The organism is Rhodococcus sp. AG1013 (assembly GCF_003350365.1).
Classification (GTDB): Bacteria; Actinomycetota; Actinomycetes; order Mycobacteriales; family Mycobacteriaceae; genus Prescottella.
The window spans coordinates 147,357-172,469 of sequence record NZ_QQAT01000007.1 but is presented as its reverse complement, the minus strand read 5'-3'; the positions used below and the strand labels follow the sequence as shown (position 1 = coordinate 172,469).

Genomic DNA, 25,113 nt, shown 5'->3' with positions numbered 1-25,113 from the left:
TTCCGAATCCCCTATGCCCGGACGACATCGATATTCGCCGTACAGCCCCACGCGGGTGGTCCTGGACGCGCCGGTCACACGCGCGCAACGAATCTACCGTGGGGCAGGCGAGGCGCTGCTGACCCTCGCGCTGATCGGGGTCCTGTTCATCGTGTACGAGGTGTACTGGACCGACCTCACCTCCGACCGCAAACAGCGCACGGCCACAGAGCAGCTCGATCAGCTCTGGTCCGAGCCCGACCGCGAGCGGACAGCGACCGAGTCGGTGTCCGGACCGGTCGGCTTCGCGAAGCTGCACATCCCAGCCTTCGGCAACGATTTCCAGCTGACGGTGGTGCAGGGCACGTCCGACGCCGAGTTGGAAATCGGGCCGGGGCACTACGAGGGAACCGCGCAACCCGGAGAACGGGGCAACTTCGCGCTCGCCGGTCATCGCGTGGGCAAGGGATCCCCGTTCAACGACATCGACCTGCTGAACACCTGTGACGCGGTGGTGGTGGAGACCCGGACCCATTGGTTCACCTACCGGGTGCTGCCGAGCGCGAGCGAAGCGCTGGACTGGGCGACCAACAGGAAACCTGCCACGTGTTCGGCGGATTCGGTCACCGTCACGCCACTGCCGGCGCCCTATCAGCGCGCGGTGGGGCAGCAGGTGGTCGATCCGACGGCTATCGGTGTGATCGCACCGGTGCCGATGGACGCGGATTACGCGGAGCCGCCGCAGGACGGAGTCGCGCTGCTGACGCTCACCACCTGTACGCCCCGTTTCTCGGCGACGGATCGGCTGGTCGTGCAGGCAGTCCTGGTCGACACGGCGGAGAAGGATCCGCTGAATCCCGTTGTTCCCAAGTCCCTCTCGGAAGGATAGTTGTGTACGCCTGGATCTGGCGGCATCTGCCCGGCCCCTGGCCGGCGAAACTGGTCGCCGCTGTGGTGCTCTTCGTCGCGACGGTGGCGTTGCTGATGCTCGTGGTGTTTCCCGTGGTCGAGCCGTTCGTCCCGTTCACCCGGGTGGCAGTGCTGTGAGGGCTGACCACGCGTTGGCCGGTGTCGTCGTGGCCGCTCTGCTCGGCGCAGTTGTCGGTTGCGGTGCGGCACAGGATGCGCCGGAGGTGGCGGCGGCACCGTCGGCCGTCGTCGCCGCGGTACCCGACGTTCCGGTCCCGCGTACGGCGGGCGACTGCTCGGTCCTCTCGGTCGAGCAGGTCGAGGAGCTCAACGGCGAACGGGTCGGGTCGGTGCTCGTCGATCCGACCGTCGACCCGCCCGCGTGCTTCTTCACCGATCCCGGCGGCGCCGTGGTGGCCTCGGTGTGGGTGGCGCGGACCGAGGCCGAGACGACGGCGGTTGAGGTGGTCGACCGCGCGGCCCCGATATCGACCAGCTCGCCCGCGTCGGAACCGGCGGGCTGGAGCGGCGGCCGGTTCGGGGGTCCGGACGGCGCGGTGTACGCGGTTGCACGTGGAACAACCGCGGTCGTCGTCACCACTGCACAGCCGCAGTCGGTGCGTGCGCAGCGGTTGGCGCTCGCGGTCGTCGAGACGATCGGGTGACGGGCCGGCCGAGCAGGGCGGTACGGCGCTGCGCACCATCGCGTGCGTGGTTCCGCCCTTTCGTCGCGAGCCGTGGTTCGAGTGTGCGGGGACCACTACCGTCGGTGTGTTCGCGTCGCCGCGGAGCGTGTCAGGACTCAACGAGGAGCGGTTGGTTGTTCAGGTCGATCTTTGTGATCGCGGCGGCGTCGGTGGTAGCGACGTTCGTCGTCGCGTGTGGGACCGAACCGGACACCGCGCTTCCCACCTATCAGGCCGCCGAGGGCACCTGCTACGTCCGCGAGACTGCAGAGGAGATGCTCTCGCTCAGCAACGTCTCTCCGTGGATCAATTGCGAGTATCCGCATCAGCTCGAGGTGTACGGATTCGGTGTGTTGCCGGACGATCTGCTGAATCAGCCCGATCGTCCGTCCAATGCCTTGGAGCGCCTGCAGGCCTCGGATGTCTGTCCGTGGGACGGGATTCGCGGATACCTGGGTGCACGCGAATTCGATTACCAGTACGGAATATCGGTGTGGGCGAAGTACCCGACCCAGAAGGAATGGGCCGGCGGGCTCCGCACGGTGGTGTGCTCGCTCGGTGTGCAGGATCCGCTGCAGCCGGAGAGCCGCCCCGAGTTCACCGGATCTCTGCGGAACATCATGGGACGCACCATCTCCGATGGCATTCGGCTGTGCCGTTCGGGTGAGAAGCAGACGGTGTGTTCACGTCCGCACGACGCCGAGATGACCGGGTCGATCCCCGTGCCGAACGGGGACGCCCAGGTCCGCCTCGATGCGGCCTACCGCGCCTGCCAGCCGGTGATCGACCAGTACACGGCGGGGCAGCGGCCGGACGACTTCGTGATCAAGCCGCTCGTCGGTGAGACGTCCGTGGATTGCTGGTACGGCCCGGCGACCGGCACCGTCATCGGCAGCGTGCGCGGTGGACTCAGATGAGCGACAAGTTCGAACTCGTCGACTCGGACGGTGTCGGATTCACCGAGGATCCACTGGCGTTGGTGCCCGGCACCAAGCCCCCGAAGCCGCGCCCGCGACTGCGGGCGGCGCTCGCGACGGTCTCCCGGATCTTCGGATACCGGATCGAGGGCACGGCGCTCGGCTGGGTATCGGTGGGCGCGGGCGCGGCCTTCGCGGGCCTCATGCTGATGCGTCTGTTCTACGGTGGCGCCATCGGCCTCAGTGACCAGGGCGATGGTCAGCGGCTCACGTGCGGCATGGGTCTGCGCGCCGGAAACCCTTACAACACCCCGGTCGACGACCTGGTGTACACGACGTACTTCGACCACCGGTGGTACGGCGAAGACTGCCCGTGGAACACATACGGGCAGGCGTACAACTCGTCGCAGCTCTACCTGCTTCAGCTGGCCGAGTGGTTGACTCCGCTGTTGCGCCTGCCTGGAGTCATGGACCTGCGAGCGCTCGGCGTCCTGTGCGCCGTCGTACTCGGCCTGCTCGCCGGACTCCTCTTCGCCTGGACCCCGGGATCGTTGGTAGGCAAGGCGTTCGTCGTCAGTGGCGTGTGGCTGGTGGTGGCCGACGCATCGTTCGCCGGCTACTTCGTGTCGCCCTACAGCGACACCGGGGCCATCCTCGGTGTACTGGCGTTGATGGTGGCGTCCCTGGCGATGTGGCGGGCGCAGCGCGTGCACTGGTGGCACGTCGCCGCGATTGGGCTGATCGCGCTGTTCACGGCAACGACCAAGACCCAGGCGGTGACGTTCGCCGTCGTCGCGGCCGGGCTGATGCTCTGCCGCCGTGTGGGTGACCCGGCGTCCCTCGGCCAGTATCCGTTGCAGGGCAGGTGGTTCGGAATCGGCGCGGTTGGTGCACTGCTCGCCTCGGTCGGCCAGTACCTACGCACGCAGCCGGCCCGGTTCGCCGAACTGAACCAGTACAACGCGGTTTTCGTCGAGATGCTCCCGCACAGCCCACATCCCGACCAGGACCTGGCCCGGCTGGGGCTCGATCCGTCGCTCGTGTCCGGTGTCGGCTCCCGCATCAACTCGCCGAACTCGGTCACGGAACTTCCGGGTTACCAGGGCTTCCTGGACAAGACCTCCATGTGGGATCTGCTCTCGCAGGTCTACCTGCACGAGCCCACCCGACTGCTCTCGATGATGGGGCGGGGTCTCGTGGGAATGTCCAAGCTGCGGGCCGACTACATCTACTCGTATCCGTGGTATTCGGGACGGCCCGACACCCAGGAGTGGCGGGTGTCGGTCTTCTACCACTTCTGGCGCATGATGTTCGGCGCGCTTCCGCTGCTCATCGTCGCGTTGACGCTCGTTGCATGCGTGCTGTTCATCGCGGTGCTGCGGGTGTGCCCGGACCAGCAGGACAAGAGCATCGGCGCGACCGGCCTGTTCCTCGCGGTCGCCGCGATCGCACAGTTCTGGGCGGTGAATCTCTCCGACGGTGCGTCCGATCTGATCAAGCACCTGATGCTCACCAACCTCACCGTCGGACTGGTACTCGTGCTCGGCGTCTATTCGACGGTCGTGTTGCGGTCGAGTGTGATCCGGGAACGAGGAGTCCCGAAGTGACCGCCGGACGAGGGGTGCGCATGCCGGATGCTCCGTCGGTCCGATGGATGGGGGTCGGGGTCTATGCCTTGATCATCGTGATGCTATTGATTCGCCAACCTCAGTTCCGTGCCTGGGAAGCTGGGTTGGCGGCGCTGCTCAACGGCCTCGTCGGGGCGCCCACCAAATGGGTGCGCGGGTCCGACACCTTCTATGTCGGCATCGGCACCAACAAGGTGTTCGCCCTGGAACTGGTCACCGGCTGCAGCACCGCGCTGCTGATCCTGCCGATGCTGCTGCTGGCCGCCATCTACCTCCACTTCGGCCGGGTCCGGCTGTTGCACATGACGATCGGACTGGTCATCAGCTGCGTGGCCATGCTCAGTGTCAACATGATCCGCCTGGTCGTCGTGGGGGTGTACACGGTGCACAACGGGCGCTCCGGCTTCGAGATGGCGCACACCATCATCGGGTCGCTCATCGTGTTGGCGGGTGGATGCACGACCCTGGTGGTCTTCAGTAGGTGGATCGGTCGGGCCAGCACGGTCGCGGATGGTGCCGGTCCGATCCGTGCGCGATTGAAAGAGAGTCCCCGTCAGTGACCTTCGATACCGTGCTCGGCCTGACGATCGTGCTCTCGCTGATCCTCGGCCTCGTGTTCCTGGTGTATGTGATCGCCATTCTCGTCCCGTTCCTGCGCCACGTTCCCGAACGCCCCGGCGACCCGGACGAATTCGAACTGCACTTCATCATCCCCTGCCTCAACGAGGAAGTGGTGATCGGCGACACCCTGAGCTACCTGCGGCGACACTTCCCGGACTGTCACGCGTGGGTGACCGACGACGAGTCGGAGGACGGGACGCGCGACGTCGTCGCTGCGATCGAGCAGTTCGATCCCATGGTCCACCTCCTCCCACGCACCCTCCCGAACGCCCGTACCGGCAAGGGCGACGCGCTCAATTTCGGTTATCGCGCGATCGACGCCCAGCTGCCCGACGACGTCGACCGGAACAAGGTGCTGATCTGCATCGTCGACGCGGACGGACGACCTGCTCCGAACATGCTGGAGATCTCGGCGGGCCCGGACTGCTTCGGCAACGACTACGTCGGGTCGGTGCAGGTTGAGGTCCGGATGAGCAACCGCGCGGATCCGCAGCCGCTCGGCCCGGGTCGGCAGTGGAAGAACAGGTTCGCCCGGACCCTGGTGCGTCTGCAGGATCTGGAATTCCGGGGCCCGATCTCCGCGATGCAGATGGCCCGGCGCTACTCACGGACCGTCAGCATCGGCGGCAACGGTCAGCTGAGTCGGCTGTCGGCGCTCGACGCGGTCGCGGCCCGATTCGGTGAGCCGTGGCACGGCGCACTGCTCGAGGATTTCGAACTCGGACTGCACCTGATCCTGCTGGGATGGCGCAATGCGTACACCACGGCGAGCTGGGTCGATCAGGAGGCGCTGCCGGAATTGAAACCGCTGATCCGGCAGCGGGTTCGCTGGGCGCAGGGCGGAATGCAGTGCATCCGCTATCTGCCGGCGATCTGGCGCTCACGGCGGGTGACCAACCTCGGCGCATGGGAGATCACCTATTTCATGCTGACTCCCTGGCTGCAGGTGATCGGCACGATCGTCTATCCGTTGCCACTGCTGGTGATGACCTGGAACATGGTCAACTACCCGGAGTTCTTCAAGTCGTACCTGGTGAGCGGCGGGTGGGCGCTGTTCGTGTCCTATCTGATCCTCGGTGTGGGCGAGTTTGCGATCTGGGGTCCGCTGTATCGCCGGCGCAGCGAACCGCAGCTGTCGCGTCTCCACGGGATCGTGCTGGGCGTGAGCTATGTGGGCTACATGCTGATGTCCTACGTCGTGGCGTGGAGGGCCTTCGGGCGCCTCATCAGTCGTCAGAGCGACTGGGTCAAGACGAAGCGCAACGCCGAGCGAACGTCGGTGCCGATGCACCGGATCGCCGGCACCTGAGTGGTGCGGTAGCGCGCACCGAACCCGCACATCGGGACCGCCCGGCGCTGGCGGCGGTGCTGCGCGAGGCATCATCGAGCGGGGTAGCGGAGTATCGGAGTCGAGAACGACACGAGAAGAAGAGGATTCGGATGTACACACTGGGTGCGGGGCCTAGTGCCGGTGCGGGCTCGGCGGCCGTGGCCGGTGGGGGAACGCTGGCCTTCACGGGCGCGCCGGTTGCCGGCGCCCTGGTCCTGGTGATGTTCGTACTGGTGATGGGGCTGCTCCTCGTCCGTGCATCGCGGGTGCGGCCGAACGAGCTGCCCGATCTGGCCTGACACTTCCGTCGTGCGTCGTCGAATCCTTCTGTCGGGAGCGGCGATTGCTTTCGTTGTCGCGTCGGTACTCGCCGTCGTGACGGTGTGGGACACACGTGACGCAGACCGGCTCGACGGCGGCGGACACGACGACCCGCCGACCGCCGCGTATGCGGCACCTTCCGGGGTGCCGGCCGAGCCACCGATCCGGACGCCGGACCCCGCTCGGACCGCGGGACCGTTCGTCACGTACAACACGTATCCCGGTTCGGCGCATGCGCAGTGGGGCAAGTACTCGATAGCGCTGGAACGGGACGGCAGGTACTACCTGCTGTCTGCCGGTCATGTCGGCGGCAAGGTGGGTGCGCGCCTCGAGCTCGGGTGGGCGGGGCCCACGCAGGCGGTTGTCAGCCACAGCACCCGCCGCTGGGGTGCCGACTTCGGCTCGGTCACGGGTGGATCCGGTCTCGACATGTCCATGGTGGACACCGGTCCGGAGCCCGTCTCGCCGGTGCTGACGTTGTCGGCGGCCCTCGGCGCGACGCCGGACGACGTCGTGGTGGTGCCGACAGGGTCCGGGACCGATCGAGTGACGCTGCCGCGCACGGCGAGAATCGCCGCTGTCGCCGACGACCTCGAGCCGGGGGCCGTCGTGTGCCAGTCCGGCGCCGAGTGGTTCGCGTCGGAATACACCGCGGCGGCCGGCAACGTCCGGTGCGGACGCCTGACGGCACCGTGCCCCACGACGAGCGACACCTGCAGTTTCACCGGCTTCGACGCGGCCCCCGCCGTCGCCCCGAACGATTCCGGAAACCCCGTGTGGGTACCGCGGGCCGACGGCACGGTCGCGGTGCTCGGGATCGTGTACGCCGCCGGCGGGTGCGACAGGACGTCGGGTACCTGCCCGACCGGCCTGTTCACCCGGGTGCAGGCGTACACGCGACGGGAGTGGGCGGCCGACGAGACCCTGCCGGGAGCGCCGACAGGCGAGGGCGGTCGGATCGTCATGGGTCACTGAGCAGGTCGAGTCCCGGGCGGTGACGATCAGATGGCGACCGTCGACGTCGTCGGCAGGAAGTGGAATCCGAAACCGATGTTCGCCGTGTTGGTCGGATCGGGGCCCGGACCGGGGGTGGTGACCCGGACCTGCGGGATCTGCCGCGGCGCCGGCGCCACCGGGGGTGCCTCGGTCCAATCGGGGCGCGCCGCCTGTAGTTCCAGTGCGATCTCGATCAGCGCGGTCTCGTCCCACGGGCGCCCGCCGATCTGGACCCCGAACGGCAGCCCGGTGGCCGCGGAACGTCCGGCCGGCGTGCAGATCACGGGGGCGCCGGTGAGGTTGGCCCACCGCACGTCCCCGGTCGTACCGCCGAACACCGAGACGCCCGCGATCTCGAGTCGCTTGGACCCGTCCACCTTCGAGCCCGGCACCAGGACGGCGTCGAGGTCGTTGTCGGCGAACATCCGGTTGTACTCGTGCTGGTACACCAGTCGGTTGCGGGCAGCGGTCATGTAGTCGATCGACGGAACCGCCAGTGCCGCCAGGGCGCCGGCGACGGTCACGTTGTTGTCGAGACGGTATGAGCCCAGCTTGTCGGCGAACTGTTTGTGGTAGCTGCCCATCTCGGCGGAGTCGCCGGTCAACAGGTCCGGGCCGGCGATCGGCAGCGCGACGTCGACGAAGCTGCCGCCGAGGTGTCCGATGAGATCGAGGTACTCCGCGAACAGCGTGCCGAGTGGTGCGGGCAGCGCATCGACACTGCGTCGGGCCACACCGAACCGCTTGCCCGACAGCGGTGTCGGGCCGCCCTTCGCGGCGATCGGGTAGCCGCCGGCCGGGACGTCGGGGCCGACCGTCGTCGTCGGATCGTCGGGATCCGCGCCCGCCATGAAGCCGAGGAGTAGTGCGGCGTCGGCGACGCTGCGGCCCATCGGTCCGGCGTGGTCGCGGGTCCACGTCAACGGAATGACGCCGCGGGTGCTGCACCGGCCGAACGTCGGTTTGATCGACGTGATCCCGCACGCGCTCGCCGGCAGACGGAGCGAACCGCCCGTGTCGGTGCCGGTCGCGAGCGGGACGAAACGCGCCGCGAGGACGGCCGCGCTGCCGCCCGACGATCCGCCCGGTGAGTACTCGGTGTTCCACGGGTTGCCCACCTGTTCGGTGGCGACGCCGATCGCGAACTCGTCGGTGTGCGCGTGACCCATCAACACCATGCCCGCGTCGCGCAGGCGCGTCCACGCCGTCGAGTCACCGGCGGCGATGTTGCCCTCGAGAACCTTGCTCGACGCCGTCAGCGGCAGGCCCGCGACCGCGAACAGGTCCTTGAGAGCCAGCGGCAGCCCGCACACCAGCGGGGCGTCGCCGACGGCGGCGCGGCCCTTGCCCGACAGTCGCTGCGCCGCAGCATCTGCTGCCTCGTACGCCATCTCGGGATAGATCCGCACCCAGCCGCCGGTCGCGCCGTCGAAGGCGGCGCTGCGGTTCAGGCAGGCGTCGAGCAACTCTCGGGGATGCAGCGTGCCGGACTGCAGGAGGCTGGCGGCCTCCACCGCGCTGAGCAGCGCGGGATCCGTCGCCGTGATGGATCCGGGTGCGGGAAGACCCTGCGCGGGGGCACTGCGGCGGACGGTGGATCGCGCCGCGGCCACCCCGGGGGCCGCCACCGCCGCCACCGCCGCCACCGCCGTCACGCTCGCCGCGCCTGCCGCACCGAGCGCGGCCGCGCCCAGGAAGCCCCGTCGTGTCAGCCCGGACCGCGATCCGCCCCCCACTGCACTCATCGACTTCGATCCCTCCACACTGCCCGACTCCCCAGAAGGCTAACGGCCGAATCGATCGAATGCTTGATGGCGACGCCCGCGGGAGGGTCCGGTGATCGCCTCGGTCACAGACCGGGATCGCTTCGGTCCTTCCCGCAAAATGGAACACGTTCTAAGGTGAAGCGAGCCGAGGTCTGTGCCTCGAATGGGCAGGTCGCTGCGGCGGCACGCAGACGTGAACAGGAAGGAACACCTCACAGTGACCACAGAGGCATTCATCTATGAAGCCATCCGAACCCCGCGCGGCCGGGGCAAGAACACCGGTTCGCTGCATTCGGTCAAGCCGATCTCGCTGGTCACCGGCCTGATCCAGGAACTGCGCACCCGCTTCCCGGACCTCGACGAGAACCGCATCTCCGATGTGATCCTCGGTGTCGTCTCCCCGCTCGGCGACCAGGGCGCCGACATCGCCCGCACCGCCGTGACCGTGGCCGGGATGCCCGAGACGGTCGGCGGCGTGCAGATCAACCGCTTCTGCGCCTCCGGCCTCGAGGCCGTGAACATGGCCGCGCAGAAGGTGCGCTCCGGCTGGGACGAGCTGGTCATCGCAGGCGGCGTCGAGTCGATGTCCCGGGTGAAGATGGGCTCCGACGGCGGCGCCTGGATGCAGGACCCCGCCACCAACTTCGACACCTACCTGGTGCCGCAGGGCATCGGCGCCGACCTGATCGCCACCATGGAGGGCTTCACCCGCGAGGACGTGGACGCCTACGCGGCGCGCTCGCAGGACCTGGCCGCCAAGGCGTGGGCGGGCGGTTACTTCGCCAAGTCCGTCGTCCCGGTCAAGGACATCAACGGCATCACGGTCCTCGACAACGACGAGCACATGCGTCCGGGCACCACGGTCGAGGCGCTCGGCAAGCTGGCGCCGTCGTTCGCGGGTCTCGGTGAGATGGGCGGCTTCGACGCCGTCGCGCTGCAGAAGTACCACTGGGTCGAGAAGATCAACCACGTCCACCACGGCGGCAACAGCTCCGGCATCGTCGACGGCGCCGCGCTCGTGCTCGTGGGCAGTGAAAGCGCAGGGCAGGCCATGGGCCTGACACCGCGTGCCCGCGTCGTCGCGACCGCCACCTCCGGCGCCGACTCGACGATCATGCTCACCGGCCCGACGCCGGCCGCGCACAAGGTGCTCGCGCAGGCCGGTCTGACGGTCGACGACATCGACCTGTTCGAGATCAACGAGGCGTTCGCCGCCGTCGCCCTGAAGTTCCAGAAGGACCTGAACATCCCGGACGAGAAGCTCAACGTCAACGGTGGCGCCATAGCGATGGGTCACCCGCTCGGCGCGACCGGCGCCATGATCACCGGAACCATGGTCGACGAGCTCGAGCGCCGCGGCGCCAAGCGCGCCCTCGTCACGCTGTGCATCGGCGGCGGCATGGGCGTGGCCACCATCATCGAGCGCGTCTGACGCTCACGGACCAAGCAGGAGATACGAAACAGTGAGCGATCAGAACATCATCAACTGGGAGCAGGACGCCGACGGTATCGTCGTGCTCACCATCGACGACCCCAACCAGGGCGCGAACACCATGAACGACCGCTACATCTCGTCGATGCAGGAGACCGTCGACCGGCTGTACGCGGAGAAGGACTCGATCACCGGCGTCGTCCTCACCTCCGGCAAGAAGACCTTCTTCGCGGGCGGCGACCTGAAGAACATGATGAAGGTCGGCCCCGAGGACGCCGAGCAGATCTTCAACCACAGCCTCACTCTCAAGGCCGACCTGCGTCGCCTCGAGACCCTCGGCAAGCCGGTCGTCACCTGCATCAACGGTGCGGCGCTCGGCGGCGGCCTGGAGATCGCACTCGCCACGCACCACCGCATCGCGGCGGACGTCAAGGGCGTCAAGATCGGCCTGCCCGAGGTCACCCTCGGCCTGCTGCCCGGCGGCGGCGGCATCGTCCGCACCGTCCGGATGTTCGGCCTGATGACCGCGCTGACCCAGATGCTGCTGCAGGGCCAGCAGCGCGGGCCGCAGCAGGCCAAGGAGGTCGGCCTGGTCGACGAGGTGGTCTCGTCCGTCGACGAATTGGTCCCCGCCGCGAAGGCGTGGATCAAGGCCAACCCCGAGGGCGGCGTCCAGCCGTGGGATGTCAAGGGCTACAAGATCCCCGGCGGCACCCCCGCCACCCCGGCGTTCGCGGCGAACCTGCCGGCCATCCCGGCGAACCTGCGCAAGACCCTCAAGGGTGCGCCGATGCCGGCGCCGCGCGCGATCCTCGCCGCCGCGGTCGAGGGCAGCCAGGTCGACGTCGACAACGCGCTGCTCATCGAGTCCCGCTACTTCACCTCGCTGGTCACCGGTCGCGTCGCGAAGAACATGATCCAGGCGTTCTTCTTCGACATGCAGGCGATCGGTTCGGGTGCCTCGCGTCCCAAGGACATCCCCAAGCGTGAGATCAAGAAGGTCGGCGTCCTCGGCGCCGGCATGATGGGCGCCGGCATCGCGTACGTGTGCGCCAAGGCCGGAATCCCGGTGGTGCTCAAGGACGTCACGATCGAGGCCGCCGAGAAGGGCAAGGCGTACTCCGAGAAGATCGAGGCCAAGGCGCTCTCCCGCGGCAAGACCACCGAGGAGAAGTCCAAGGCCCTGCTCGCGCTGATCACGCCCACCGCGGATCCGGCCGACTTCGCGGGTGTCGACTTCGTCGTCGAGGCCGTCTTCGAGTCGCCCGACCTGAAGAAGAAGGTGTTCCAGGAGATCGAGGACATCGTCGAGCCCGACGCGCTCCTCGGCTCCAACACCTCGACGCTGCCGATCACCGACCTCGCGACCGGCGTCAAGCGGGCCGAGGACTTCATCGGCATCCACTTCTTCTCGCCCGTCGACAAGATGCCGCTGGTGGAGATCATCCGCGGCGAGAAGACATCCGACGAGTCGCTGGCGCGGGTGTTCGACTTCGTGCAGGCGATCCGCAAGACCCCGATCGTCGTCAACGATTCGCGCGGGTTCTTCACCTCGCGCGTGATCGGCACCTTCGTCAACGAGGCCATCGGCATGGTCGCCGAGGGCATCGAGCCGGCCACCATCGAGCAGGCGGGCATGCAGGCCGGCTACCCGGCGGCACCGCTGCAGCTGTCGGACGAGCTGAATCTGACGCTGATGCAGAAGATTCGCGCCGAGTCGAAGGCCGCCGCGCTGGCCGAGGGCAAGGAACTGCCCGCCGACCCGGCCGGCGACGTCATCAACTACCTGGTCGAGGGCAACGACCGTAAGGGCCGTCTCGGCGGCGCGGGCTTCTACAACTACTCCGACGGCAAGCGTTCCGGCCTGTGGCAGGGCCTGCGTGAGCACTTCAACTCCGGTTCGGTCACGCCGCCGATCCAGGACCTGATCGACCGCATGCTGTTCATCGAGGCCATCGAGACGCAGAAGTGCTTCGACGAGGGTGTCATCACGTCCACCGCCGACGCCAACATCGGCTCGATCATGGGCATCGGCTACCCGGCGTGGACCGGCGGCGTGAGCCAGTTCGTCGCCGGCTACGAGGGCGGCAAGGCCGGCTTCGTCAAGCGCGCCGAGGAACTCGCCGCCAAGTACGGCGAGCGCTTCACCCCGCCGGCGTCGCTCGAGGCCTGAGCGGCGAATTTTCGGCAGAATCTCGAAGGTGCCCTCCGTCCGTCACCGGACGGAGGGCACCTTCGTCTCTGTCGGTGGGAACTCGTGCCTGCGGGGCGTGCGGGGGAACTATATTTCGGGGCTGTACATCTCGATGTCAGAAGGATCGGTGTCTGACCTGTCTGACCTGCCCTAGCGGACAGGACTCGGCCGTGTCGGATGATCGTGAACAGGCCCCCGCCACGTCGATGCTCGATCGGATCGAGCTGGTGCTCGAGGCGCTCGACGACAACGGGTATCTGACCCTGAGTCAGACGACGCGGCTCACCGGCATCCCCAGCTCGTCGGCGCATCGACTGCTCGAGAAGATGGTGTCGATGCGCTGGCTCAACCGTGACGGATCGCGGTACGAGCTGGGGGTTCGCCTGTTCGAACTGGGATCGCGGGCAGTGCGCAATCACTGGTTCCATCGGACCTCGTTGCCGATCCTCCAGGATCTGCACCGGTCCACCGGTGCCGTCGTCCACCTCGCGTTCCTCGACGGTGCCGACAGCATCTACTGGGAGAAGCTGTCGGGCACGTTCGGCGCCAAGGTCCCGTCCCGGATCGGAGCCCGGTATCCGGCGCACCGCTCCGCGGTCGGGAAGGCGTTGCTCATGACGCTTCCGCGCGAGGTATTCGACCAGCCGGTGTTCGCGCACCTGGAAGCCGGTGTCGTGGGCGGGCGGAAGGCTCTGGAGGCCGAACTGGATCGCGCGCTCGCCGAGGGGGTCACCTACGACCGGGGCACCGCCGTCCCGGACCTCGGGTGCATCGGGGCGCCCATCGCGCGGGGTATCCCCAAGCCCGCCGCGATCTCGATCTGCGGTCCGCTCGACCGCATCACGGGCGACCGCCGGATGGTCGAGGCCGTGCAACGAGCGGCCGCGGCGATCGAGCGCGCGGCACGTCAGGTGGATGCGGCCTCCCGCACGACGTGACGATGCCCGCCGTCCGAAGCGGACGACGGGCATCGCGATGTCAGCGCGGGGGTGCGATCAGCCCTTCCACCACGGGCGCAGCGGCACGTTCGCCTCGCCGTCGGGTCCGAGCTTGACGGCCAGCACCTGGTGCAGCTGAACGACGTTGCGTTCGAATCCCAGCCGCGAACCGGCCATGTACAGGCCCCACACCTTCGCGGTGCCCTCGCCGACCTCGGCGACGCACGCGTCCCAGTTCTCGACCAGGTTCCGGCACCAGCCGGCGAGGGTCAGCGCGTAGTGCTCGCGCAGGTTCTCCTCGTGCCGGACCTCGAGGCCGACGTTCTGGATCTCGCTGATGATCCGGCCCGAGCCGGTGAGCTCGCCGTCCGGGAAGATGTACCGGTCGATGAAGTAGCCGGCCTTGGCGCCGCTGCGGTTGTCGGGCCGGGTGATGCAGTGGTTGAGCAGCCGTCCGCCCTCGCGCAGCTTCTCCTTCATGAAGCCGAAGTACGCCGGGTAGTTGTGGACGCCGATGTGCTCGGTGAGGCCGATCGACGAGATGGCGTCGAACCCGGTCTCGTGGACGTCCCGGTAGTCCGAGAACCGCACCTCGGCCAGCTCGGACAAGCCCTCCTCGACGATCGCCTTCTGCGCCCACTCGGCCTGCTCCCGCGAGAGCGTCGCACCGATGACCTTGACGCCGCGCCGGGCGGCGTAGCGGACCATTCCACCCCAGCCGCAACCGATGTCGAGCAGCCGGTCGCCTTCCTTCAGGCCCAGCTTCTCGAAGACCAGTCGGTACTTGTTCTCCTGCGCGTCCTCGAGGCTCTGGTCCTCGGACTCGTACGCGGCGCACGTGTACGTCATCGAGGGGCCCAGCACATGCTCGTAGAAAGTGTTCGAGACGTCGTAGTGGTGGTGGATCACCTCGGCGTCGCGGGTCTTGGAGTGCCGCAGGCCTTCCGCGAACCGGCGCCACCGCGGCAGGTGCTCCTGCGGCGGGGGAGCGATGGGACGCAACTTGTCCCAGCCGATGGACCGGGTGATCGTCGCGAGCTCCTTCGCCGACGGGCGGTGGAAGTGCAGGTCGGTCATCGCCTTCAGGATCGCGTACGGATCGCCGGGGTGGACGCCGACGGCCTCGAGGTCGCCGGAGACGTAGGCGCGGGCCATGCCGAGGTCGCCGGGGGCGGTGGCCAGGTAGGTGGTGCCGCGTGTCGACTTCAGGTGGAGGCCGTACTGTGCGTCCTCCGGCCCGGTCGCGCTGCCGTCGTACGCGGTGAATCGCAGCGGGATCCGGCCGTCGGAGACGGTTTCGAGAATCTCCGCGATGCTGAGTTTCTGCGCCGTGTCGGGGTTCGTTCTGAGAGTCGTCACTTTCGTTGCACCGCCTTCGAATAGAGGTCCAGGAGACGTGAATCGGGGTCGTACCGCTTCTTGATCTGGGTGTAGTGCTGGCCGCCGTAGAGCAGCGCGAACTCGTCCTCGCCGTAGAACGAGTCGGAGTACAGGGACTTGTGGCCGTCGAGGTCGCTGACCTTCTTCTCGATCAGCCGGTTCGCCGCGCCCTCGGGTGCGCCGGCCTCGATCGGCACGGACGACCAGAATCCGACGTTGACGTAGGTGCGTCCGGGCTCGAGCGGGTACAGGGGCCACGGCCGCGTGGTGTCCGCCGCGGGATGCGCGGGATCGCGAAGGCGCAACGGGCACAGCCACAGCGGCTCGATCGGGATCTCGTCGAGGAACCAAGTAAGGAAGTCCGCCGTGTTCTCGATCGGGACCTCGATGTCCTGCACGACACGCTCACGGGGCGGCAGCCCCTTGCGGGCCTCGAGGCGATCGGCGATGTCGTACTTCTGGTCCAGCCCGATGAGCTTCCAGTAGAAGCTGCTGCGGCGGTAGCGCTTCGGCCAGAAGCGGCGGATCCTGGGGTTCTGGGTGCCGAACGCGCGCGAGCACCAGAACCAGTCGGTGTCCCAGCGCCACAGGTAGTCGTGGATGGTCAGGCGGTCCGTCTTCGGGTGGTTGACCGATTCGTGCTGGATGGACCGGTAGTAGATGTCCATGTCGGTGTAGTCACTCACCGGGCCCGGCTCGTCGGTCTGCACCCCGAGCGTCAGGTAGGCCTCCGTCGCGGTGAACACGACGCCGTCGAGGTAGTCGACCGCGATCCCGTCCCATCTGCGCTCCTCGACGATCCGGTCCATCGTCTTCTCGAGCTGCTTCAGGTCGCCGAAGCGCAGGTGTCGCAGCGCGACATAGGGTTTCACCGGCTCGAGCTCGATCCGGATCCGCGTGGAATAGCCGAGGGTCCCGTACGAGTTCGGGAACGACCAGAACAGGTCGGAGTGCTCCCCGTCCGGGGTGGCGGTGATGATGTCGCCGCTCCCGGTGAGGACGTCGATCTCGAGCACCGACTCGTGCGGCAGGCCGTTGCGGAACGACGTCGATTCGATGCCGAGCCCGGTCACCGCGCCGCCGAGGGTGATGGTCTTGAGCTGCGGAACCACCAGCGGCGCCAGCCCGTACGGCAGGGTGGCGGCCACGAGGTGCTCGTACGTGCACATGCCGGCGACGTCGGCGGTGCGGGCGTCCGGGTTCACCGAGATGACGCCGTCGAGGCCCGAGACGTCCAGTCCGGGGGCGGTGCTCTTCGCCCGTGCTCGGAACAGGTTCGACGTCTTCTTCGCCAGTCGCACGTTCGCGTCCGGGGGAATTGCCCGGTAGCTGGTCAGCAGACGATCGACTCCTGCGCGATGCGCGGCGAGTCCAGTTTCGCGGATACCACTCGTAGAGTCGGCCACACCCTGACGCTATCGCTAGTCGGATCGGCGGGCCACGGATATCCCGGTGCGTCGCCATTCTGTAGCCATGCTAACGACTTGGCGGCCGCGGCGTGAGGTGCCCGCACGATCGCCGCCATCGCGGGCGAACGTGCAGGATGGAGGGGTACACCCAGAGCAAGGAGACAGTTAGTGGCACAGGTCAGCGCCAGCAGTTCGATCACCACCACCGCGGCCCCCGAGCAGGTGCTCGCCGCCCTGTCGGACTACGAGACCGTCCGACCGCGGATCCTGCCGCAGCAGTATCTCGACTATCGGGTGCTCGAGGGCGGCCAGGGCGCGGGCACGGTTGCCCAGTGGACGCTGCAGGCCACCGAGAAGCGCTCGCGCGACATCAAGGCGTCGGTCACCGTTGCCGGCCACACCATCACCGAGAGTGATGCGAACTCGTCGCTCGTCACGACCTGGGAGGTGGCCCCCTCCGGGACCGGCTCCACGGTCACCACGACGACGGAGTGGAAGGGCGCGGGCGGCATCGGCGGCTTCTTCGAGCGCACCTTCGCGCCCCTCGGGCTGCGCAAGATCCAGGAGAAGACGCTGTCGAATCTGGTTCGCGAGCTGGGGTAAGGCCCGCGACGGACTACGCTGGCAACGCGACTTCAGAAAGGACCATTCAGGTGCAACCAGGTGGACAGCCCGACATGCAGCAGCTGCTCGCGCAGGCGCAGCAGATGCAGCAGCAGTTGATGGCCGCGCAGGCGGAAATGGCGCAGGCCGAGGTGACCGGTCAGGCCGGTGGCGGCCTGGTGACCGCGACGGTCAAGGGCACCGGTGAGGTCGTCGGCCTCACGATCGATCCCAAGGTGGTGGATCCGGACGACGTCGAGACCCTGCAGGATCTCGTCATCGGTGCGATCGCCGACGCGTCGAACAAGGCGCAGGAGTTCGCGGCGAGCAAGCTCGGCCCGCTGGCCGGCGGCTTCGGTGGGGGCGGTCTGCCCGGACTGCCCGGTTTCTAGGACCGCGCGTTGTACGAGGGTCCCGTCCAGGACTTGATCGACGAGCTGGGCAAGCTGCCCGGTATCGGGCCCAAGAGCGCCCAGCGAATCGCGTTCCACCTGTTGACGGTCGAGCCGCCGGAGATCGACCGGTTGCAGGCCGTCCTGCAGCGGGTGCGCGACGGCGTCCAGTTCTGCATCGTGTGCGGCACCGTCTCCGAGGAGGAGAAGTGTCGCATCTGCTCCGACCCGCGTCGGGACCGGACGATGGTGTGCGTCGTCGAGGAACCGAAGGACGTGCAGGCGATCGAGCGCACCCGTGAGTTCCGGGGGCGCTACCACGTTCTCGGTGGCGCGCTCGATCCGCTCAGCGGCATCGGGCCGGACCAGCTGCGGATCCGGGAGTTGTTGGCCCGCATCGGCAATCAGGAGGACGGCGTCGACGTCGCCGAGGTGATCATCGCGACCGACCCGAACACCGAGGGGGAGGCGACGGCGACGTACCTGGTGCGGATGCTGCGGGATTTCCCCGGCCTGACGGTGTCCCGGCTGGCGTCGGGGCTGCCGATGGGTGGCGATCTCGAGTTCGCCGACGAGCTCACGCTCGGTCGCGCGCTGTCGGGGCGCCGGACGCTGTAGCGGCTACCGAGCCTGCGGTGTGCCCCCGAGTCCGTGTCCCGGATTCGGGGGCACACTGCTCTGCGCGGTCACCGTCCGGCGGAGCGACTCGACCAGGTCGGACAGGCCGGGGGAGGCGGCCGCGCCGGTGCGGACGATCCCGCTCACCGGCACGCGCAGCCGGTTGCGGGCCTCCCGCATGAGGGCGAGTCCGGTGCGAGGTGCCTCGCCGACGGTGCTCGCGTAGAGGACCGTCCAGGCCCGGGGGTTGGTGATGACGTCGAGGATCGCGGTGTGGTCGCGCGCGATCGGCGGCCCGAGGTGCACCCGGCGTCCGACGTCGACGAAGGCGTTCTCGACGACCGTGTGGATCAGGACCTGACTGGGCCGCGGCGGCAGCAGCAGGGGGTAGGGGGCGAGCTCGCCCAGTTCGACGGTGGAGAACGCCGACACCGGATGCTGGCTCGACGTCGCGATCATCAGGTCCTCGACGCCCAGTTCCACCGTCTCCAGGCCCGGTCGGTCCACCTCCCCGCGGATCAGGGCGATGTCGGCGTCCCCGGCGGACACTGCGTCGATGCGGTCGGTGAAGTTCTTGATCACGAACTCGATGTCCAGGTCCGGGTGCCGCTCGCGCACGCGGGCGATGGCGTCGAGGCTCTGCGGCGCGAAGCTCATGCTCGCGGTGATCCGGATCCGGTCGCGCGGTCCCTTCGCGACGGCGAAGGCCTTGGTCTCGAGGCTGAGCACCTCCTGCGCGATCGGTACGAGCCGGGTTCCGGCCGGGCTGAGGCGCACGACCCGGGTCGATCGTTCGAACAGCGGCGCGCCGAGTTCCTGCTCGAGCTTGGTGATCTGGTGGCTGATGGCAGACTGCGAAATGAAGCAGCGCTCGGCCGCTCGGCTGAAGCTCAGCTCCTCGCTCACGGCGAGGAAGTAGCGCAGCTGTCGGAAGTCCATGACGACATACTACTTATGAGCAATCGAGATAACTGTTTTCCGAATATCCCTGATTACTGGCGCAAACGTCGTTAGCGCTCCTACGGTGTTCCTCATACATCTCGACGAGGAGGTACCCGTGAGCGAAGTAGCAGTCGACCGGACCGAAGTAGTGATCGTTGGTTCCGGATTCGGTGCCCTCGCTGCGGCGAAGAAGCTGGCCAAGGCCGGCAAGCCCTTCGTTCTGATCTCGGAGACCACCGAGCATCTCTTCCAGCCGCTGCTGTACCAGGTGGCGACCGGTGTCCTGGCCGCCGGTGAGATCGCCCCGTCGGTGCGCGCGATCCTCGCCAAGTACCCCAACGCCGACGTCCGGCTCGGCCGCGTCGTCGACGTGCACCCGGAGGAGCAGGAGCTGGTCTACGAGGCTGCCGGTCAGCGGCACACTCTCGGCTACAGCTCGCTGATCGCCGCCACCGGCGCACGGCAGTCGTACTTCGGCCGCGACGAGTTCGCGAAGGTCACCTACGCGCTCAAGACCGTCGACGACGCCGAGCGGCTGCGCGCCCAGATCGTGCGCTGCTTCGAGGAGGCTCACACCACCACCGACCTCGAGCGCCGCAAGAACCTGCTCAGCTTCATCGTCATCGGTGCCGGTGCGACCGGCGTCGAGCTGGCCGGGCAGATCAAGGAGCTCGCGGGTCGCTACTTCGAGCAGTCGATCCGCGGCGTCACCGCCGACGACGTCACCGTCACCCTCGTCGAGGGCGCCGGGGTCGCGATGCCCGCGTACGGCGGCAAGCTCAGCGAGTACACCAAGGAGTCGCTCGAGAAGTCGGGTGTCGAGGTGGTCCTGGGCACCCTCGTCACCGATATCGACGAGCACGGCGCGACCTTCAAGGCGCACGGCAGCGACACCGGTGAGCGTCGCACCGCCGAGACCATCATCTGGTCGGCGGGCGTGCAGGCCAACGACTTCGCGGCCGCGCTCGCCGAGCGCACCGGTTGCGAGACTGACCGCGCTGGACGCCTGCTGGTCAACCCCGACCTCACCGTCGGTGGCCGCGCCGACATCTTCGCCGTCGGCGACATGACGTCGCTGAACAACCTGCCCGGGCAGTCGCCTGTCGCGATGCAGGGTGGCCGGCACGTGGCCGCGACGATCCTCGGTAAGACCAAGCGCGGCACGCCCTTCAAGTTCCGCGACAAGGGCTCGATGGCGATCATCAACCGCTTCCGCGCCGTGACGAAGGTCAAGAGCATCGAGCTCACCGGCTTCGTCGCGTGGGTGCTGTGGCTCGCGGTGCACATGGTGTACCTGGTGGGCTTCCGCAACCGCTACGTCGCGGTGATGTCGTGGTTCGGATCGTTCCTCGGCCACCGGCGCCCGCACTTCCACTACGCGCAGGAGGTCGGGCCGATCGAAGCCCCGGACACCCGCCTCACCGACGACGAACCTGTCAAGGCTGCCGCTTAGCTCATCGACAACGGGCGGTTACTGCGACATCGGCCGAGAGCCGAGCGCAGTAACCGCCCGTTCGGCGTTTCTAGGCGAGGGCGCGCAGCGCCAGATCGCGCAACTCGTGCTTCTTGACCTTGCCGGTCGCCAGGCGCGGCAACCGCTCGCAGAACTCGATGGTCCTCGGAACCTTGTAGCCCGCCAGGTGGGTTCGGACGTACTCGCGCAGCCGCTCGGCGGTCACGTCGTCGGCGGGAACCCCCGGATCGAGTTCGACCACCGCGTGGACGTATTCGCCCATCTCGGGGTCGGGAAGCCCGAAGACCGCGACGTCGGACACCTCGGGGTGGGCCGACAGGCACGACTCGATCTCGGCGGGATAGATGTTCACGCCCCCGGAGATGATCATGAACGACTTGCGGTCGGTGAGGAACAGGTAGCCGTCCGCGTCGAGGTAGCCGACGTCGCCGACGGTGGACCACTGCGCGTGGTCGGGATGCCGGGAGTCGGCCGTCTTGTCGGTGTCGTTGTGGTACTCGAACGGCACGACGTCGCGCTCGAAGTAGACGGTGCCGATCTCGCCGGCCGGGAGCGGGCTGCCGGCCTCGTCGCAGATGTGCGGGACGCCGAGCACCGCGCGGCCCACCGAACCGGGGCGGTCGAGCCATTCCTGTGCGGTGATGAACGTGATGCCCATTCCCTCGGTGCCCGAGTACAACTCGCACACGATCGGCCCCACCCAGTCGATCATCTGATGCTTCACCGCGGGAGGGCACGGGGCGGCCGCGTGCAGGACGTTCTGCAGCGTCGACAGGTCGAAGCTCTCCCGTTCCGCGGCGGGCAGTTTCAGGAGTCGGACGAACATCGTCGGCACCACCTGCGTGTGCGTGACGGAGTACTGCTCGATCGCGGCGAGGAAGTCCCTGGCGTCGAAGCGCTCCATGAGGACCACCGTCGCGCCCAGCGCCTGCGCGCCGACCGACCACTGCAGCGCCGCCGAGTGGTACATCGGTGCCGGCACCAGGTAGGTGGAGGTCTCGCCCATCCCGAGCAGGCTGCTCGCGAAGTGGCCGGCGCCCATGCCGCGCGGGTCGTCGATGTCCATACCCGTCAACGGCCGTCGAATGCCCTTGGGGCGACCGGTTGTTCCCGACGAATAGAGCATCATGTCGCCGCGGGGCTGCTCCGCGAGCGGGACCGGATCGAACCGTGCCATCGCGGCCTCGTACGCCTCGAACCCGTCGACGGTGCCGTCCATCATGAACCGGTGCGGCGTGTCGGTCAGTTCAGGGAGGACCGCGACCGCGAGGTCGGTCATGCGTGTCGTCGTCACCAGCACCTTCGCCCGGCAGTCGTTGACGATGTAGGCGGCCTCGTCCGCTGTGAGATGCCGGTTCACGGCCGTGATGTAGAGCCCGGATCGGACTGCCGCCCAGTACACCTCGAAGTATCGCGGGTGGTTCTCGGCGAGGATCGCGACGTGGTCTCCTTTGCGGAGTCCGAGCGCAAACCACTGCTGCGCCAGTCGGTTCGAACGGTCCTCGAGCTCTCGATACGTCACCGTCTCGCCGGTGGCGGCCATGACGACCGCCGGCCGGTCGGGTGAGGTCGCTGCGTAGACGCCGGGATACATGAAGTCGAGCCTCCTAGCTGTTGTGGCCTGAGAGGAGTCCCGGGCCCGATCTGCCTTGCCCGCCGAAACGGCGGAACCAGGGGTTGCGCTGGAGGCACCATTGTCGCCTCCGTCACTACTGCGTGTGCCGAATCTCGCTCAGTGGGACCGCTTTCCGCGAAACGACCGGTCGAATCGAGACGAACCAGGCCGCCCCGATCACCATGGTGCAGCCGACGAGCTGCGGGAGCGTGGGGCGCTCTCCGAGCACGACCATCGCGGCTGCGATCGCGAGAACCGGCTGGAGCAGCAGGAGGGTGGCGCCGACCTCGGGTGCCAGTCGGGGCAGCGACCGGCCGAGCATGATCCAGCCCAGGAACTGCGCCGACAGTGCCAGGACGAGCAGCCAACCGAACGCACTCCACCCGGGGGCGAGATCGACCGGACCCCACAGTGATCCGACAGCCGAGCCGACCACACCCGCCGCGGCCGTCGAGACGAGGACCTGGGCGGCGGCGGTCTCGGCGGAACCGGATCGGCCGACGATGAAGATGTAGCCCGCGTACGCGACGCCGGACAGCAGCGCGAGGAACGCTCCCCACGCCAGGTCCGGGCCCGCGGACGCGCCGTCGCTCAGTCCGGCGGCGAGTGCGATGCCGGCGAACAACACCGGGACGGACACGACGAACCGCATCGGAATGCGCGTCCGGAAGATCAGGAACGAGAACAGCGGGACCACGACCACCTGGACGTTCACGAGGACGGTGGAGATACCGGCTCCGATCAGCAGGATGGACTGCGACCACAGTGCGAAGTCGACACCGAGCAGGGATCCGGCGACGGCGTAGCGGGCGACGGCGCGGCGGGACAATCCGTGTCCGGCCCGGTGCTCGCGCAGCGCGAGGAACGCGAGTGGCGGCAGCGCGAGCAGGCATCGGTAGAACACGGCCGTCGCGGGGGCCACGTCCGCGAGGCGGATGAGGACGGCCGTCAGCGAGATGTAGAGGGCTCCCCAGACGGCAACGGCCCGCGGGTCGCGGAACCCGCCGAACGCGGGGCCGGCAGCCGGGCGGGCGGTGGGGAAACGAACGGTACGCACTTCTGAGATTCTGCGTTCTACCTGCGGAAACGACAAGTAAGAAGTTCTTCTTACGATTCGGTAGTGTTTCTACCGTGTTGAACCTCGATCGAGTACGAGCGCTGTGCGCCGTGGCGCAGGCGGGGTCGGTGGCCGCGGCCGGCCGGATCCTGCATGTCACGCCCTCCGGGGTGTCCCAGCAGCTTGCCAAACTCGAACGCGAGGTCGGTGCGGTCCTGCTCGAGCCGACGGGGCGCGGGGTGCGGCTGACGCCGGCCGGTGAACTCCTCGCCCGTCGCGGCGACCAGTTGCTGTCCCACGCCTCCGGGATCGAGGCCGAGATCGTGGCGATGCGCAGTGAGGTCGTCGGCCCGATCCGGTTCGGGGCGTTCGTCACCGCGTCACGGCTCGTGCTTCCGGGCGCGGTGACGTTCCTGCTGTCCCGGTACCCCGTCCACGTGACGGTCACCGAGGCCGAAACCGAGGTCACACTCGAGTCCGTCAGCCGGGGCCGGATCGACATCGGTGTCGTCGACAGTTGGGAATCGGCGCCCGTCGAGATCCCGACGGAGCTGGAATCGCGACTGATCCACCGCGACACCGCCGATGTCGCCCTCCCCGCGGATCATCCGTTCGCGCGCAGCGCCGTGGTTCCGTTGTCGGCGCTGTCGGCAATGCCGTGGGTGGCATGGGGCTCGGGGACCGCCTTCCACGCGTGGCTCGTGCGGACGCTGCGGCGGCAGGGTTTCGAGCCCCGGGTCGACTTCGAGGCGTCCGACATCTCGACGCACCTCGCCTTTGCCGCCGCCGGACTCGCGGCGGCGCTGGTGCCGCGTCTGGCAGTCGATCGGCCGCCCGCCGGGGTGGCGCTCGTGGCCACCGAACCCCGCCTCCACCGCGACATCTACGCGGTATGGCGGGCCGACACCGGCGGACCCGCGGTGCGCGCCGGCGTCGATGCGGTGGAGGCGGCGTTCGGAAGCGGGGAAGCTCAGGACTCGCGCAGCGAGTGATCCTGCTCGACCCCCAGATCCCGCGGGCAGTAGCCCACCGGATACCCGGGGTAGGTGCGGTTCCGCGGATCGTGCGCCGACGCCGACGCCCGCCGCTTCGGGAGTAGGCGCACCACCGCCGACCTGGAACGCAGCCCCGCCTCGGCGGCTGCCTGCACCCGGGGTGAGCCCTTGGGGAATCCGAACGCGGTACTCATGCGGTCGTCGATCAGCGCGTAGACGGCCGCCGCGACGGGGCGGGCCAGGGCCTTCGGGTACCACGACTGGAACAGGCCGAGCGTGTACGTACCGATCCGGTGGTTGTCCTCGCTGTAGACGAAGTGCTCGCGCTCGTAGTCCATCTTGAAGCGCTGGAAATCCTGATACGAGTCGGGAATGTCCTTGATTCCCATGCGGATTCCCACCTGACGGTAGAAGTGGAACGACGCCAGGCGCTCGTGCGGATGCAGCCGACGCCAGCCGTACCGGTCGATCCAGTCGATCGGGTCGTACACGAACGTCGACAGCACGTACAGCATGTCGTCGTTCGAGATCGTGTAGCGGCCGTGCATGCGGTTGATGTTCCGCAGCGACTCCCGCCCCCTCGGCGAGTCGTAGCCGTGCTCGATGAGTTCGGCCATCAGGAGCGCGGTGTCGTCGTAACGCTTCTGCGGCCGGTTCTCGAATTCGCCCGTGCGGGCGAGGAGTTCGGAGATCGTCGGAACGCAGTACGTCCGGAACAGCGCGAACTCGAGGGAACGTTGGTAGTCCCACGGGAATTCGTAGCCCGCCGTGATCCGCAGGATGTCCTGGTGCCGGGTCGCTGGATCGAGTTGCTCGATCACCTCGACCCACCCCATCCGGCCCGGACCGGGCCGCTGGTCGGGGTCGGGTGGAGGGAAGGTGCCGGCGCGGCGAGAGTTGGTGAGGCTCAT

The 25,113-nt window shown here is 68.0% G+C and carries 24 protein-coding genes; 17 read left to right on the top strand and 7 right to left on the bottom strand.

Features of this window, described 5'->3' with window-relative positions; translation table 11 throughout:
* The first annotated feature begins 13 nt into the window (after nt 1–13).
* The 9 genes from DEU38_RS11740 (at nt 14) to DEU38_RS11710 (ending at nt 7,366) form a co-directional block, all read left to right on the top strand.
* Complete coding sequence (locus DEU38_RS11740; RefSeq protein WP_114721290.1) at nt 14–868, top strand: class E sortase; 855 nt, start codon at nt 14–16, stop codon at nt 866–868.
* A 2-nt stretch (nt 869–870) separates the two neighbouring features.
* On the top strand, nt 871–1,026 hold the full coding sequence (locus tag DEU38_RS28430; RefSeq protein WP_181818747.1) for a hypothetical protein: 156 nt from the start codon (nt 871–873) through the stop codon (nt 1,024–1,026).
* Complete coding sequence (locus DEU38_RS11735; protein ID WP_114721288.1) at nt 1,023–1,553, top strand: DUF2020 domain-containing protein; 531 nt, start codon at nt 1,023–1,025, stop codon at nt 1,551–1,553. The genes DEU38_RS28430 and DEU38_RS11735 overlap by 4 nt, the downstream gene beginning before the upstream one ends.
* A gap of 155 nt (nt 1,554–1,708) precedes the next feature.
* Entirely contained in the window at nt 1,709–2,491 is a 783-nt protein-coding gene (locus DEU38_RS11730; protein ID WP_147283498.1) for a septum formation family protein, read from the top strand.
* Nucleotides 2,488–4,098, top strand: coding sequence for a hypothetical protein (locus tag DEU38_RS28425; RefSeq protein ID WP_181818746.1), 1,611 nt, complete (start codon nt 2,488–2,490; stop codon nt 4,096–4,098). Before DEU38_RS11730 ends, DEU38_RS28425 begins: the two co-directional genes overlap by 4 nt.
* A gap of 20 nt (nt 4,099–4,118) precedes the next feature.
* Nucleotides 4,119–4,679 (top strand): exosortase/archaeosortase family protein, encoded by a 561-nt coding sequence (locus DEU38_RS11725; RefSeq protein ID WP_220181903.1) that lies wholly within the window; start codon nt 4,119–4,121, stop codon nt 4,677–4,679.
* Entirely contained in the window at nt 4,676–6,049 is a 1,374-nt protein-coding gene (locus DEU38_RS11720) for a glycosyltransferase family 2 protein (protein WP_220181901.1), read from the top strand. The genes DEU38_RS11725 and DEU38_RS11720 overlap by 4 nt, the downstream gene beginning before the upstream one ends.
* A gap of 131 nt (nt 6,050–6,180) precedes the next feature.
* Nucleotides 6,181–6,369 carry a hypothetical protein gene (locus tag DEU38_RS11715; RefSeq protein WP_114721283.1) on the top strand — a complete coding sequence of 63 codons (189 nt, stop codon included), beginning with the start codon at nt 6,181–6,183 and terminating at the stop codon, nt 6,367–6,369.
* A 10-nt stretch (nt 6,370–6,379) separates the two neighbouring features.
* Nucleotides 6,380–7,366, top strand: a complete 987-nt coding sequence (locus DEU38_RS11710; protein WP_114721281.1) for a hypothetical protein — start codon at nt 6,380–6,382, stop codon at nt 7,364–7,366.
* A 26-nt stretch (nt 7,367–7,392) separates the two neighbouring features.
* Here DEU38_RS11710 and DEU38_RS11705 read toward each other — a convergent pair whose 3' ends face one another.
* A complete protein-coding gene (locus DEU38_RS11705) occupies nt 7,393–9,132 on the bottom strand; it encodes an amidase (RefSeq protein ID WP_114721407.1) in 1,740 nt (579 codons plus the stop codon).
* A 238-nt stretch (nt 9,133–9,370) separates the two neighbouring features.
* Here DEU38_RS11705 and DEU38_RS11700 point away from each other — a divergent pair, with 238 nt between their 5' ends.
* From DEU38_RS11700 to DEU38_RS11690, 3 genes are all read left to right on the top strand, one after another.
* A complete protein-coding gene (locus DEU38_RS11700; RefSeq protein WP_114721405.1) occupies nt 9,371–10,585 on the top strand; it encodes an acetyl-CoA C-acetyltransferase in 1,215 nt (404 codons plus the stop codon).
* A gap of 31 nt (nt 10,586–10,616) precedes the next feature.
* The gene (locus tag DEU38_RS11695) at nt 10,617–12,758 is read left to right on the top strand and encodes a 3-hydroxyacyl-CoA dehydrogenase NAD-binding domain-containing protein (protein WP_114721279.1); all 2,142 of its coding nucleotides are present in this window, start codon (nt 10,617–10,619) and stop codon (nt 12,756–12,758) included.
* Between the two features lie 191 nt (nt 12,759–12,949).
* Nucleotides 12,950–13,717 (top strand): IclR family transcriptional regulator, encoded by a 768-nt coding sequence (locus DEU38_RS11690; RefSeq protein WP_114721277.1) that lies wholly within the window; start codon nt 12,950–12,952, stop codon nt 13,715–13,717.
* A 57-nt stretch (nt 13,718–13,774) separates the two neighbouring features.
* On the opposite strand, the gene DEU38_RS11685 is transcribed toward DEU38_RS11690, so the two are convergent.
* Entirely contained in the window at nt 13,775–15,076 is a 1,302-nt protein-coding gene (locus DEU38_RS11685; protein ID WP_114721275.1) for a class I SAM-dependent methyltransferase, read from the bottom strand.
* Nucleotides 15,073–16,503 carry an FAD-binding oxidoreductase gene (locus DEU38_RS11680; protein WP_114721273.1) on the bottom strand — a complete coding sequence of 477 codons (1,431 nt, stop codon included), beginning with the start codon at nt 16,501–16,503 and terminating at the stop codon, nt 15,073–15,075. The genes DEU38_RS11685 and DEU38_RS11680 overlap by 4 nt, the downstream gene beginning before the upstream one ends.
* A 171-nt stretch (nt 16,504–16,674) precedes the next feature.
* Between DEU38_RS11680 and DEU38_RS11675 the strand changes: the two genes are divergently transcribed.
* Genes DEU38_RS11675 through recR form a run of 3 tightly spaced genes read left to right on the top strand, consistent with a single transcriptional unit; the run spans nt 16,675 to nt 18,119 of the window.
* Nucleotides 16,675–17,109, top strand: coding sequence for an SRPBCC family protein (locus DEU38_RS11675; RefSeq protein ID WP_114721271.1), 435 nt, complete (start codon nt 16,675–16,677; stop codon nt 17,107–17,109).
* A gap of 50 nt (nt 17,110–17,159) precedes the next feature.
* Complete coding sequence (locus DEU38_RS11670) at nt 17,160–17,501, top strand: YbaB/EbfC family nucleoid-associated protein (protein WP_114721269.1); 342 nt, start codon at nt 17,160–17,162, stop codon at nt 17,499–17,501.
* 9 nt (nt 17,502–17,510) lie between these two features.
* The gene (recR, locus tag DEU38_RS11665; protein ID WP_114721267.1) at nt 17,511–18,119 is read left to right on the top strand and encodes a recombination mediator RecR; all 609 of its coding nucleotides are present in this window, start codon (nt 17,511–17,513) and stop codon (nt 18,117–18,119) included.
* Between the two features lie 3 nt (nt 18,120–18,122).
* On the opposite strand, the gene DEU38_RS11660 is transcribed toward recR, so the two are convergent.
* Nucleotides 18,123–19,058 carry a LysR family transcriptional regulator gene (locus tag DEU38_RS11660; protein WP_114721265.1) on the bottom strand — a complete coding sequence of 312 codons (936 nt, stop codon included), beginning with the start codon at nt 19,056–19,058 and terminating at the stop codon, nt 18,123–18,125.
* A 118-nt stretch (nt 19,059–19,176) separates the two neighbouring features.
* Between DEU38_RS11660 and DEU38_RS11655 the strand changes: the two genes are divergently transcribed.
* On the top strand, nt 19,177–20,514 hold the full coding sequence (locus tag DEU38_RS11655) for an NAD(P)/FAD-dependent oxidoreductase (RefSeq protein WP_258557828.1): 1,338 nt from the start codon (nt 19,177–19,179) through the stop codon (nt 20,512–20,514).
* A 70-nt stretch (nt 20,515–20,584) separates the two neighbouring features.
* Here DEU38_RS11655 and DEU38_RS11650 read toward each other — a convergent pair whose 3' ends face one another.
* Together DEU38_RS11650 and DEU38_RS11645 are read right to left on the bottom strand one after the other, a co-directional pair.
* The gene (locus tag DEU38_RS11650) at nt 20,585–22,129 is read right to left on the bottom strand and encodes an acyl-CoA synthetase (protein ID WP_114721261.1); all 1,545 of its coding nucleotides are present in this window, start codon (nt 22,127–22,129) and stop codon (nt 20,585–20,587) included.
* Between the two features lie 115 nt (nt 22,130–22,244).
* Complete coding sequence (locus DEU38_RS11645; RefSeq protein WP_114721259.1) at nt 22,245–23,207, bottom strand: DMT family transporter; 963 nt, start codon at nt 23,205–23,207, stop codon at nt 22,245–22,247.
* 74 nt (nt 23,208–23,281) lie between these two features.
* Here DEU38_RS11645 and DEU38_RS11640 point away from each other — a divergent pair, with 74 nt between their 5' ends.
* Nucleotides 23,282–24,199, top strand: a complete 918-nt coding sequence (locus DEU38_RS11640) for a LysR family transcriptional regulator (RefSeq protein ID WP_114721257.1) — start codon at nt 23,282–23,284, stop codon at nt 24,197–24,199.
* On the opposite strand, the gene DEU38_RS11635 is transcribed toward DEU38_RS11640, so the two are convergent.
* Nucleotides 24,178–25,113 carry an oxygenase MpaB family protein gene (locus DEU38_RS11635; RefSeq protein ID WP_258557827.1) on the bottom strand — a complete coding sequence of 312 codons (936 nt, stop codon included), beginning with the start codon at nt 25,111–25,113 and terminating at the stop codon, nt 24,178–24,180. The two genes, DEU38_RS11640 and DEU38_RS11635, sit on opposite strands and share 22 nt — an antisense overlap.